This window comes from Streptomyces sp. NBC_00400, assembly GCF_036048035.1.
Classification (GTDB): domain Bacteria; phylum Actinomycetota; class Actinomycetes; order Streptomycetales; family Streptomycetaceae; genus Streptomyces.
This window is the reverse complement of sequence record NZ_CP107940.1, coordinates 4,197,282-4,209,612: the sequence shown is the minus strand read 5'-3', so window position 1 is coordinate 4,209,612 and position 12,331 is coordinate 4,197,282. Positions and strand designations below refer to the sequence as shown.

10 protein-coding genes are annotated in these 12,331 nt (G+C 71.5%); 4 read left to right on the top strand and 6 right to left on the bottom strand.

Annotated elements, in window-relative coordinates; translation table 11 throughout:
- Positions 1–6: 6 nt before the first annotated feature.
- Complete coding sequence (locus OHS81_RS18270; RefSeq protein WP_328385807.1) at positions 7–948, bottom strand: NADP-dependent oxidoreductase; 942 nt, start codon at positions 946–948, stop codon at positions 7–9.
- 257 nt (positions 949–1,205) lie between these two features.
- Here OHS81_RS18270 and OHS81_RS18265 point away from each other — a divergent pair, with 257 nt between their 5' ends.
- Positions 1,206–2,363, top strand: a complete 1,158-nt coding sequence (locus OHS81_RS18265; protein WP_328385806.1) for an ABC transporter ATP-binding protein — start codon at positions 1,206–1,208, stop codon at positions 2,361–2,363.
- A gap of 60 nt (positions 2,364–2,423) precedes the next feature.
- Here the strand turns inward: OHS81_RS18265 and OHS81_RS18260 are convergent, their stop codons facing one another.
- The 3 genes from OHS81_RS18260 to OHS81_RS18250 are packed head-to-tail and all read right to left on the bottom strand — an operon-like array spanning position 2,424 to position 4,800.
- Positions 2,424–3,383 (bottom strand): ABC transporter substrate-binding protein, encoded by a 960-nt coding sequence (locus tag OHS81_RS18260; RefSeq protein ID WP_328385805.1) that lies wholly within the window; start codon positions 3,381–3,383, stop codon positions 2,424–2,426.
- Positions 3,380–4,054: an ABC transporter permease gene (locus OHS81_RS18255; protein ID WP_328385804.1), complete on the bottom strand. Its 675-nt coding sequence runs from the start codon at positions 4,052–4,054 to the stop codon at positions 3,380–3,382. Before OHS81_RS18255 ends, OHS81_RS18260 begins: the two co-directional genes overlap by 4 nt.
- Positions 4,051–4,800 carry an ABC transporter permease gene (locus OHS81_RS18250; protein ID WP_328385803.1) on the bottom strand — a complete coding sequence of 250 codons (750 nt, stop codon included), beginning with the start codon at positions 4,798–4,800 and terminating at the stop codon, positions 4,051–4,053. Before OHS81_RS18250 ends, OHS81_RS18255 begins: the two co-directional genes overlap by 4 nt.
- 316 nt (positions 4,801–5,116) lie before the next feature.
- On the opposite strand from OHS81_RS18250, the gene OHS81_RS18245 reads away from it, so the two are divergent.
- Complete coding sequence (locus OHS81_RS18245; protein WP_328385802.1) at positions 5,117–5,965, top strand: polysaccharide deacetylase family protein; 849 nt, start codon at positions 5,117–5,119, stop codon at positions 5,963–5,965.
- Between the two features lie 119 nt (positions 5,966–6,084).
- Here the strand turns inward: OHS81_RS18245 and OHS81_RS18240 are convergent, their stop codons facing one another.
- Positions 6,085–6,663: a VanZ family protein gene (locus OHS81_RS18240; protein ID WP_328385801.1), complete on the bottom strand. Its 579-nt coding sequence runs from the start codon at positions 6,661–6,663 to the stop codon at positions 6,085–6,087.
- Positions 6,664–6,961: 298 nt separating this feature from the next.
- Complete coding sequence (locus OHS81_RS18235; RefSeq protein ID WP_328385800.1) at positions 6,962–8,296, bottom strand: alpha/beta hydrolase; 1,335 nt, start codon at positions 8,294–8,296, stop codon at positions 6,962–6,964.
- A gap of 734 nt (positions 8,297–9,030) precedes the next feature.
- Between OHS81_RS18235 and OHS81_RS18230 the strand changes: the two genes are divergently transcribed.
- Complete coding sequence (locus tag OHS81_RS18230; RefSeq protein WP_328385799.1) at positions 9,031–10,755, top strand: vWA domain-containing protein; 1,725 nt, start codon at positions 9,031–9,033, stop codon at positions 10,753–10,755.
- 639 nt (positions 10,756–11,394) lie between these two features.
- The gene (locus tag OHS81_RS18225; protein ID WP_328385798.1) at positions 11,395–12,051 is read left to right on the top strand and encodes a hypothetical protein; all 657 of its coding nucleotides are present in this window, start codon (positions 11,395–11,397) and stop codon (positions 12,049–12,051) included.
- Positions 12,052–12,331: the final 280 nt, after the last annotated feature.

The window sequence follows — 12,331 nt, the reverse complement described above, 5'->3', positions numbered from 1 at the left end:
CTCCGCTCAGAGCGCCAGGACCGTCTTGCCCTGTGCCCGGCCGCTGCGGCTGGCTTCCAAGGCCTCCGGCGCCTCCTCCAACGAGACCTCGCGTCCCACGAGGACCGTCAGACGGCCCGCGTCGACCTGACCGGCGAGGATCTCCAGCAACTGCGGGGAGGGGCGGTTGGCGAAGTTGAAGCCGCGCAGGTTGTTGTCGGTCAGCTCATCGGCGTCGGCCGAGCCGAGGAGCGAGACGGCCGTGCCGCCGTCGCGCACGGTCCGGGTCAGCTCGCGGAATTCGGCGGGCCCGCCGACCATGTCGATCAGCACGTCGACGCCGTCCGGATGGGCCGCGAGGACCTGGTCGGCGAGCGGGCCCGCGGTGTGGTCGACGGTCTCCGCGGCGCCCAGCGTCCGCATCAGCTCCGCCTTGGCCGGGCGCGCGGTGGCGATCACCTCGGCACCGCGGCCGGCCGCGAGCTGGGTGACGAAGGTGCCGACGCCGCCGGTCGCACCGACGATCAGCACCCGGGTGCCCTCGGTGACCCGGGTCTCCTCGACCAGGTTGTACGCGGTCATGCCGGCCGTCGGCAGCGCGGCGGACGTGGCGTAGGTGACGCTCCGGGCGGCGTGCGCGAGGCGGCTCTCGTCGGCGACGGCGAGTTCGCAGTAGGAACCGCCGCCCTGCTCCGGCCGCTGGAACTGGCCGAACACCGCGTCGCCGACGGTGAATCGCCGTACGCCGTTCCCGATCGCAAGTACCTCGCCCGCCCCGTCCGACCCCAGGACGAGGGGGAAGGCCGCCGGCACGGCATCGCCGAACATGCCGTCGGCGAGCTTCCAGTCGACGGGGTTGAGTCCGGCGGCGGACAGCCGCACCAGAACCTCACCGGGCCCTGGTTCGGGCTGTGGCAGATCCATGAGCTGCGGCTTTTCACCGAATGCGCTGACTGCTACGGCTCTCATCGTGGCGTTCCCTTCCACCCTTCCGAACGGTGGCCGAAGGGGATCGTAAGCACGCCGGTGGGGCCGGACGCGGCAGGAGGAGAGGCGGTGCGGCGGAAGCAACTCGTACGGCCCCGCGCACCGGGGCTGTCCGGCCCTCCGTTCGACGGGACGCGGCCGTACGGGCCGTCGGTCCGGCCCGCACGTCCCCGGCGCCGGCGTCCACCCGATTGCCCGTGTGGCAGGTCCGTTCGCACGCCGCGGGATTCAATGGCGCAATGATCCGGTTCGAGTCCGTCACCAAGCGCTACCCCGACGGGACCACCGCCGTCGACGACCTCTCCTTCGAGGTCGGCGAGGGGGAGTTGGTGACGCTGGTCGGACCGTCCGGCTGCGGCAAGACGACGACCATGATGATGGTCAACCGGCTCATCGACCCCACCCACGGCCGGATCTCTGTCGACGGTGCGGACGTCGCCGGTGTCGACCCGGTCGCCCTGCGCCGCCGGATCGGCTATGTCATCCAGCAGACCGGTCTCTTCCCCCATCGCACCGTCCTCGACAACACCGCTACCGTGCCCTTTCTGACCGGCTGGAAGAAGGCCAGGGCCCGCGAGCGGGCCGCCGAACTCCTGGACCTGGTGGGCCTGGACCCGGCGGTCTACGGCTCGCGCTATCCCGACCAGCTCTCCGGTGGCCAGCGTCAGCGGGTCGGGGTGGCCCGTGCACTCGCCGCCGACCCGCCGGTGCTGTTGATGGACGAGCCGTTCGGTGCGGTCGACCCGGTCGTCCGCGACCGGCTGCAGAAGGAATTTCTGCGGCTGCAGGCCACCCTGCACAAGACGGTGCTGCTGGTCACCCACGACATCGAGGAGGCCATCCGGCTCGGCGACCGGATCGCGGTCTACGGGGAGGGCCGGATCGAGCAGTACGACACCCCCGCGAGCGTCCTCGGCGCCCCCGCCACCCCCTATGTCGCCGAATTCGTCGGCACCGACCGCGCGTTGAAGCAGCTCTCGGTCACCGGGATCGACCGCGGCGACCTCGAACGCCCTCCGCTCGTGCGGCTCGGCGAACCCGCCGCGGACGCCGGAAGACGGCTGCGGGCCGAGGGCGCCCGCTGGGCGGTGGTGCTTGACGAGGAGGGCGCACTGCACGGCTGGGCGGGCACGGAGGAGCTGGCCGGGGTGGCGGGCACGGTCGCCGGTCATGCCCGCCGGATGGAGGCCTGGGTGCCGGTGACCGGCACGCTCAAGGCAGCCTTCAGCGAGATGCTGAAGCATGACGCCGGCTGGATCGCGGTCCTGGACGGCCACCGTTTCCTGGGCGTCCTCACCCCGACCAAGCTCCATGAGGCGCTGCGCCGCACCATCGGCTCCGACGAGCGAGGGGTGCCGCGCGAGCGGGCCGAGGTGGATTCCGTACCCACGGAGTGAGCGGGCGGGGTGGAGCCGGGTGTTTCACGTGAAACAGCCCGCCACCCGCACCGGCGGACGTCACCCCCTGGGCAACAGCCCTTTGGCCCGGAGGTAGTTGCGGGCCACATCCGCCGGCAGCCGCCGCCAGCTGTCCACCTCCTCATTGAGGCGGGCCAGATCGGCGGTGGTCAGGACCTTGTTCAGCTGGTTGAGCGCGGCGGCCGCCCGTGCGCTGCCCACGCGGGCACGGTTGACGACGGGGACGACGTAGTCGGCGTTCTGGAGCTTCTTGTCGTCGGCGAGCAGCACCAGGCCGAACTGGTCGAGGGTGGCATCGGTGCCGGTGGTGAGCACCATCTGGTCCTGGCCGTTCTGGACGGCCTGCTTGGCGGGCGTGGTGCCGACGCCCTTCGGGTCGATGGCGGTGATGTTGATCCCGTACTTCTTCTTCAGCCCCGGTGCGCAGAACGGCCGCTGGACACACTCATCGCCCGCCGCCAGACGCACCGGCAGCTTGGCGCGGCCCAGGTCACCGAGGGTCTTGAGGTGGTGTGTGCGGGCGTAGGCGGCGCTCACCGCGAAGGCGTTCTGGTCGACGGCCCGGCCGGCCGGGAGCACGGTCAGACCGCGGGGGCCGGTGAGGTGGCGCAGCGCGGCCATGGTCGTGCCGAGGTCAGGCGAGGCGACCGGGGCCGCCTCGGAGCCCTTGTTCTTGGCGTTGAGCCAGTCCGCGAAGGTTGCGGCGTACTCGGGGACGACATCGATCTGCCCGGCCTCCAGGGCCGGTTCGTACAGCTCACGGTTGCCGACCGTCAGGACATGGGTGCGGTAGCCGGCGTGCTGGAGCAGGGCGGCGTACATCTGGGCAAGCAGCTCGCTCTCCGTGAAGCCCGCCGAGCCGATGGCCAGATCGTGGCTGTCGCCGGGGGAGGCGGTGATCGCGGAACGGTTCTCCAGGGAGGGGCCGCCGGCGCAGGCCGAGAGCCCGAGGGCGGTGAGGGCGGTGAGGGCCGCAAGCCCCGCACCGGCCGCCCTCACCGTGTCCTCCCCCGTACCCAGTCCGGCGCGCACCGCTGGGCCAGCTCGAAAGCGGCCTCCATCAGCAGCGCGAACACCGCGACCAGGACCGCGCCGGCGACCACCTGAGGGGTACTGGCCAGGTTGAACCCCGCGGTGATGATCCGGCCGAGGCCACCGCCGCCCACCAGCGCGGCGAGCGTGGCGGTGGCCACCAGCTGGACCGCGGCGATCCGGATGCCGGTCAGGACGAGCGGGAAGGCGAGCGGCACCTCGACCCGCCACACCAGCTGCGTCCCGGTCATCCCCATGCCCCGCGCGGCCCGCACCACGTCCCGGTCCACCTCGCGCATCCCGACATACGCATTGGTCAGCAGCGGCGGGATGGCGAACAGCACCAGCGCAATGATCGTCGGCCACTGCCCGTGCCGTCCGAGGGGAGTCAGCAGAAGCAGGACGAGTACGGCGAAGGTCGGCACCGCGCGGCCGATATTGGCGAGGTTGACGGCCAGTGCACCGCCCCGGCCGAGGTGGCCGAGGGTCAGCGCGACCGGCAGCGCGATCAGGGCGCTGATGACCAGGCAGGCGAAGGTGAGCACGAGGTGCTGTGCGAGGCGGTGCCAGACGCCGTTCTCACCGGACCAGTTGGCGGCGGTGGTCAGCCAGGTCCAGACCGCGGAGAGGGTGTTCATGTCCGCCGCCCGGCGGCGGTGACCAGCCGCTTCACTCCCTCGCCGGCCCGGGTCCGCCTCCGCGCCCGGTGTCCGGCCCGGCGCCACGGGGTGAGCAGCCGCTCCGCGCCGAGCAGCAGCAGATCGAAGACGATCGCAATGATCACGCACAGCACGGACGCGGTGAGCACCTGCGCCTTGAAGAAGGAGTTCATACCGGCGTAGATGAGGTTCCCCAGCCCGCCGTACCCGACGATCGCCCCGACAGTGGTGAGCGCGACCGCCGAGACGGTGGCGATCCGCAGCCCGGCCATCGCGGCCGGTACGGCCAGCGGCAGCTCGATGGCCAGCAGTTGGCGCGTCGGCCCGTACCCCATGCCGCGGGCCGCTTCCTTGGCCTCCGCGGGGACACCGTCCAGCCCCGCCAGGATGTTCCGTACGAGCAGGGTGAGGGAGTACAGGGCGAGGCCGACCACGACGAGGGTGGCGGACAGTCCGTAGACCGGCAGCAGCAGCGAGAACATCGCCAGCGACGGGATGGTGTAGAGGACCGTGGTGATGCCGAGCACCGGCCCGGCCGTCCAGCGCCTGCGGCGGGCCAGCAGCGCCAGCGGGACCGCGATCACCAGCCCGAGCGCCACCGAGATCACCGTCAGCTGGAGGTGCTGGACGACCGCGTCGAGCAGGATCTGCCGACGGGTGCTCAGGTAGGCGCCGCAGATCCAGTCGTTACGGGCCAGACAGTCGTCCGGCGAGGGCGCGGTCACGGTACGAGTCCACCCCGGCGGGGGGCGGGGTGTCGCGGCGGACGCGTCCGATCGGGGTGGGCGCGGGCGGCCGCCCCGACGGCCTCGGCTCCCGCCCGCTTCCTTCCCCCGCCTCACCTGCGCAGCCCACCACCTGGACACCTTATGTATACACACGGCGTGTACCGCCTATGTATAGTCCTTCTCGGTCTGTCCGACCCCTGTGACCGAAGTGCGGCGCGAGGCGGTGATGCCGCCGTACGCGTCGGCTTTGCCATGCGCAAAAACGCAGGTCATGGGCCCGCTGTTGCCCGCACCCGCCCGAAGAGAGGCCCGCATGCCGAAGCAGATGTCCACGGCCCGCCGTACATCCATAGCCGGGCTGCTGGCGGCCACCACCCTGACCCTGGCCCTCAGCGGCTGCGCCACCTACGACGTCACCGCCCCGGCCGACGCCCGCGCCGACGCAGCGGCCGCCGACGTCAAGGCGAAGGACGCCCGGCTCGCCGCGGCCGGGGACGCCAAGAACGCGGACGGCAAGAAGGCGGACGGCAAGGACGGCAGCGGCGACGACGTGGACTGCCGCACGGCGAAGTGCGTCGCGCTCACCTTCGACGCGGGCCCCAGCGAGCACACCAACCGCCTGCTGGACATCCTCAAGCAGGAGAAGGTGCACGCGACCTTCTTCATGCTCGGCCAGAACCACGTCGACAAGCGACCCGCCGAGGTGAAACGGATCGACGCCGAGGGCCATGAGCTGGCCAACCACACCTGGTCGCACCAGATCCTGACCGACATCGAGCCCGAAGAGGCCACCCGTGAGCTGTCCCGCGTCCAGGACGCGGTCCGCAAGATCACCGGCAAGACGCCGAAGCTGATGCGCCCGCCGCAGGGCAGGACCGACGGAAAGGTATCCGAGATCAGCAAGCGACTCGGCCTGGCGCAGGTCCTGTGGAGCGTGACCGCCAAGGACTACCAGACCAACGACTCGGCCCTGATCACCAAGCGGGTGCTCGACCAGACCGAGCGCGACGGCATCATCCTGCTGCACGACATCTACAAGGGGACCGTGCCGGCCGTCCCCGGCATCCTCAAGGAGCTGAAGAAGCGCGGCTACACGGTCGTCACCGTCTCCCAGCTGCTGTCCCCGGCGAAGCCGGAGCCGGGGATGGTCTACCGCCCGTAGTACCCGGCACGGGTCGGAAGCTCCATGACGCTACGGGACGGGCCGGAGGAACCCTGGAGCGAGGCCGGACGGGCCCTACGGAGCGGGAGGGACCGGTCTACGGAGCGGGAGGGACCGGCCTACGGAGCGGGTGCCCTGGAGGCCTTGGGCGGCTGCGGCCCCACCGCCGACGCCTTCCCGCCGATCCGGTGCCACCAGTGCCGGCGCCGCGGATGCACCGCGCGGCCCAGCCGGAGCCCCAGCAGCAGGTAACCGATCAGCGCGCCGGCACAGTTGAGGATCACATCGTCGATGTCGAACGCCCGGCCGGTGATCAGCGCCCCCTGCACCAGCTCCACCAGCAGCATCACCAGCGCCGTCGCCACACCGACCCGGAGCAGCCCGCGCGCCTGGGGCAGCAGCACCGGCAGCAGCACCCCGAACGGCACCCCCAACAGGACGTTGCCACCGAGCTGCTTGACCGTATCGGCCAGGTGCGGTTGCGCCAGGTAGCTCCGGATCGAGTCGCCGGGGCGGAGGTTGGGGTGGGTCAGCGGCACCGAGGCCGCCGACGGGGTCAGGGTGACCCGGGCCAGCGCCACCGCGAAGGCCACCATCGCGGCGAAGGCCAGCACCAGCAGAAGGATCCGGACGGCCAGCGGGGCCCGTGCGGCCACGGGGGACCACACCGCCTCGTCGCCCTGTTGCGTACGCGCCATGAGGTCACTCCCGGGGGTGCGAGGTGCGCAGTGCGCCGATGGGACATCCAGTTACCCGGGGCCCGGCGAATCATGTGGCCGGGACGGACGGCCGCCCCACGCTGCACACACATCACCCCGCGGGCACACCCGCCGCCGAATCCCGCACATGCGCCACAGCCTCAGCACACGTAACAGGGGCTCCACAGGAGCAGGGGATTGATCCACACCCCGGAGCAACGCCACACGCAACAGGAACGCCACACGCAACAGGGGCGCCGGACAGCTCCGACGCCCCTGCGCTCAGTTCCTCTGCGGCTCACCCCCGGGGGCGCTCCGCCTCCACCCGCCGGCGTCCCTTGTCATCGGACGCCGTCGGCGACTTGGACGGCCCGGCCTGCTGGTCGGCGCCCGGAGCGCCGCTCTTCCCCGCAGCGCCGCCCTTACCCGGTGCGCCCGCCCCCGGCTTCCGCGACGGGGAGGCAGCCTGGGTGTCCTGCGGGAACGTCAGCTGCTGGCTCTGCCACTCCAGGGCCGGCACGACCTCGCGCCGCCAGGTCGCGAACTGGTGGCTGCCCTGCGGCAGGATGATCGAGTCGACCGACATCGGAGACTTCGCGGCATGGATGAACTTCATCGTCTCGCCGTAATCCGCCTCGCCCTTACGGCTGCTGGCGACCAGCGCGGAGATCTGCGGTGCGGGCAGGTTCTTCAGCCGCCACAGCAGATCGTGCTCACGCTCCCGCTTGGCGCCCTCGGGGCCGGGGCCGAAGAGGCTGCCGGTGGTCAGGTCGTCCTTGATCGCGTAGTCACCCGAGAGCGAGACCGCCGAGGTGTAGGCATTCGGGTTGCGCATCGCCAGCTGCAGCGAGCAGCTGCCACCGGACGAGTACCCGAACGCACCCCAGGCACTGGGGTCGTGGCCCACCCGGTAGGCCGACTTCATGGCGTCCGGCAGATCCTTGGTGAAGAACGTCTCGGCCTGCGGCCCGCCCGGCACGTCCACGCACTCGGTGTCCCGCGGCGGCGCGATCGTCGGCCGGACCATCACGATCACCGTCGGCTGCATCTTGCCCTGCGCGATCAGCCGGCCGGCGTTCTGCGGCACCTGGAGATGCTGCGCGAGGTTCATGATCCCGCCGGGGTAACCGCTGATGACGACCATGACAGGGAACCGCTGACGGCGGAACTGCTGCTGGAAGTACTGCGGCGGCAGGTAGACGAAGCCGGGGTTTATGGCCCGGCTACGACGGCCGACGATCCGTACGGACTCGACCTTGCCCACCTTGTCCTCGGGACCCTTGGGCAGTCCGGTCACCCGGTCGAGGCCCTGCGGGCCGGCCGGCTGGACCAGCCCGCCCTTCATATTGCCGACCGAGGCGTACTGCCCGCCCCCTTGGCTCACGGACACCGGGGCCTTGTCGTTGTTGCCCAGCAGCTCGTCCCAGTTGCCGTAGAACTCGAAGTTCGTGTTCACGGCGAGGGCGAGTGCACACACGATCGACACCTGGGTGACCATGATGGCGCCCAGTCTGCCCACGACGGGGCCCACCCCGCGCCGCGACAGCCGAGGCCAGAGCCACACCGTGGCGGCGACACAGGCCACCGCCAGCACGATCACCGTGTATTCGAGCGACTGACTGGTCAGCCCCATGCGCCCACATCTCCCGTCACCCTGGAAAGGGTTCTTGCCTTCTTACCGGCCGCCTAAGGCACAACGGGCGGCTCTGGACAATGGTCACCGGAGAAGACGGGCACACCTGCCCATCGGATACGTGAGCGACTCACTTCTTACCCAGCTCTTGCCACATCGTTTCCGCGGCGTGATGTGGGCGGGCCCGGAGCCGGTGCCGTGCCGGTGCCGCGGCCGGAGTCGTGGCCGGGGCCGCACCAACGCGCCTTCCCCTACGGCCCATTGCGACGCAGGCCTCCTACCCATCGACGAACCTCTCCGCACGGCCAAGGCGCCCTGAGTGACAGGGCGGGAGCCGGTGCGCCGGTCCGGGCGGGCGGTGCGTACCGTCGGGCAGCGCGTACGGACACGTCGGGCCGGTGGGTACGGGCCGCCGGGGCAGTCGGTGCGCGGCCGCCGGGGCGGTGGGTACGTCCCGGCAGGACGGCTCGTACGGACTGCGGGGAGGTTTTGTGGACGGCCGAGGAGCGGGTGCGGACGACCGGACCACCGCGTACGCAGGGCGAACGCGCCCGGGCCGCGCCGGCTGAAACCGCCGGCCTCCGCAACACCCCCGGATGGCCCACCGCACAAGGCGCGGGGTCCCACGATGAGGCCGGTGTCGGCGGCTACCCTTACGTATCCGTCCTGGTCAGGGACATGTCCGCGCTTCACGGACATACGCCGCACCCACCACACGCAAGAGAGGTTCGCCGATGGGCATTCGGAGTCTGCTGCGCAACGCTTTCGGTCGCTCCAAGGCGACCCGTGAAGAAACCGGCGCGGCCCCGAGCGGCGCCGACAAGCCGGAGTCCGCGACCATCCCGGAGGCTCGCGAGGAGTCCGCCCCGGCCGCCACCCCGGAGGCCGGGGTCCCGGCCGCACGGACCGCCCCCACGGAGAGTCCCGACACGGACCCGTCGCCGGCTCCGACGACCGCGACGCTGCCGGCACAGGGCGGCCGGGCGGACCGGGGAGACCGGCCGGCGGAGACCGCCGCGGTGCGGGAGGACGAGGCTGGTGCCGACGCCGACGCCGACGCCCACGCCGACGCCCACGCCGACGCCGGTGCACCCGCGACGACCGAGCCGGCCACCGCGGAAGCGGCCCCGGCTGCCACCCCGGCCGCTTCCGGCCCCGTCTCCGACCTGGTGAGCCAGGCCTTCGACAAGCCGGAGCCCGTGGCGGAGGCCGAGGCTGCGGTGGAGGCCGAGCCGAAGGTCGAGGCTGCGGTGGCGGCCGAGCCGAAGGTCGAGGCTGCGGTGGCGGCCGTCGCGGAGCCTGCGGACAAGGCAGTTGCCGAGACTGCAGTTGCCGAGGCCGAGAACGAGACCGAGAACGAGACCGAGCAGCCCGCGGCAGAGGCGGCGGCAGCACCGGAGGTTGCGCCCGAGCCGGAGGCCACGCCCGAGCCGGAAGCGAAGCCCGAAGAGAAGGCTGAGGCGAAGGCCGACACCGAGCCGGGGGCCGACACCGAGGCCAAGGCCGCCGACCAGCCGAACGCCACCCCCGAGGCCGCCCTGCCGACCGACCTGGCGCCCGAAGCCGAGGAGGCCGAGGACAAGGCCGCCGACGTGAAGGCAGCCGAGGACAAGGCCGCCGAAGACAAGGCCGTCGAGGCGAAGGCAGCCGCGGCAGAGACCGCCGAGGCGAAGGTCGCCGACGTGAAGGCCGCAGCAGCCGAGCCGGCGACCGAGGCGAAGCCGCAGGCGGAGGACCGGCCCGAGGGCGCGGGCTCCCTGCCCACCACGGCCCCCGCGCTCCTCAGCCTCTACAAGTCCGCGGCCGCCACCCTGGACAAGCACGGCCTCGCCACCCAGCGCGCCGCCGTCTACCTGGTCCTCGACCGCTCCGGCTCGATGCGCAACTACTACAAGGACGGCACGGTCCAGAACCTCGCCGAGCAGGCCCTCGGCCTCTCCGCCCACTTCGACGACGACGCCACCGTCCCCGTCGTCTTCTTCTCCACCGACATCGACGGCACCGCCGACATCGACCTCACCCACTACGAGGGCCGCATCGCGGAACTGCACGCCGGCCTCGGCCACATGGGCCGTACGAACTACCACTGGGCCATCAACGCCGTCGTCGAGCACTACAAGAAGTCCGGCTCCACCGCCCCGGCCTTCGTCATCTTCCAGACCGACGGTGCCCCGACCTCCAAGCCGGCCGCCGAAAAGGCGCTCTGCGAGGCGGCCGGACTCCCCATCTTCTGGCAGTTCATCGGCTTCGGGGACCCGGACGCCAAGGGCTTCGACTTCCTCCGCAAGCTCGACGACCTGGCCGTTCCGGAGAAGCGCGTCGTCGACAATGCCGGCTTCTTCCACGCCGGCCGCGACCCGCGCAGCCTCTCCCACGACGAGCTCTACCAGCAGCTGATGGTCGAGTTCCCCGAGTGGCTCGCCGAGGCCCGCACCGCGGGCATCATCAAGGACAGCTGACCGCTCTTCAGCGGACCGCGCTTCCGCTCCTCTGACGACACCTCACCGGCCGCGGCCGGGCCCCGGGCCCGCCGCGGCCGTCCCCTTTCGTGCCCGGCTGTACGGGGCCGCCCACGGGAGAAAGAAAAAGAACCTCAGGGACGCTTATCCGCCGGACACCGCCCATGGCGTTACCGATCCCGTATGACAGAGTGTTCCTCGAAATAACCGACCACGAATACTCCCGGGTGCCGCGCCACGACACCCGCCTATGACGAATATGACGGACGGAATTCGACACGGGCAAAAGGTTCATCCGTGAATGGTGAACAAGCCCGAATATGCGGAACGAGTCCGTCAATCCGGAACGAGGGGGAATAAATGAATACGCCGCAGCAGCCTCAGCCGGGGTTCGGGAATGGGCCCGGGCACGGCTTCCCGCCCGGCGCGCCGCCACCCGGGCAGCCGGGCGGCCATCAGCCGGGCGGCCCCCAGCAGCCCGCCGGCTCCCAGCAGCCGGCTCCGGGAGGCTGGATACCCGCGGCCCCGGCGCCGGGTCCTTACGGACAGCCAGGACCGTATGGACAGCCAGGGCCCTACGGACAACAAGCCCCCTACGGCGCCCCGCAGCAGGCCCCGTTCGGGTACGGCGGGCCGGGGATGCCGCCGCCCTTCCCGCCCAGGAAAAGCGCCGGGAAGAAATGGGCGATCGCCGGCGCGACGGTCGGCGGCCTGGCGCTCCTGGGGGTGGTCTCCTCCGCAGCACTGCACGGCGGCCAGGGCTCCGGTGGCGGCTCCGGCGACGACCAAGGCCCCAAGTACCGGATCACGGTTCCGCAGACGCTGGCCGGCGGGAAGTACAAGCTCGTCAAGGACGTCTCCCAGCAGGCCGATGCGTCGGTGCCGCACGAGGGGGCCGGCGGGCACGGGCTGAAGACCGCGGGCGGGCAGTACTCGAACGGCACCACGTCGCTGGTGATGATGGGTATTTACGGCACCATCGACGACCCTGCGACAGCCGTCGATCACACCTTGCAGGGAATGACGAGCGGCGAAAACACGGACGTCGCGGTGTCGGACCGGAAAGTCACCCCGAGCGGCGGCGGAGACCCGCTGACCTGCGGTGTGGATGTGCGCCGGGAGGCAGGACAGAAGATCACCCTGCCGTATTGCATCTGGGCCGATTCCCGTACGAACGTGAGTGTCGCCACGGCCGACGGCGCCGATCCGGCGCGGGACCCGCAGTCCGTCGACCTCCAGGCCCTCGCCGACGAAACGGCCAAGATCCGCACCGAGGTCCGGAAACCCATGGACTGAGGCCCGCAGGCCCCCGGAAGAGGCGCCCGAGTACGCCACGGCGCGCCGAAGGCGAGCCGTCCGGCCGCCCCTCGTCCCGCCCCGCCCAGCACAGCAGGCGCCGCCCCGCCCCACTGCCTACGCTGAATGGGGGAAATGCCCTGCTTTCTCCCTGCCGCTCAGGTGTCGGCCGGCGGGGCGTGCCGGGGCTGCCGTACCAGCGAGCGAGGTGGGTCGTGATGGGTGAGGCGAGCCGAGAGGGGGGCGGCGAGCCGCCTCCGGCGCCGCGCAGGCCCAGCAT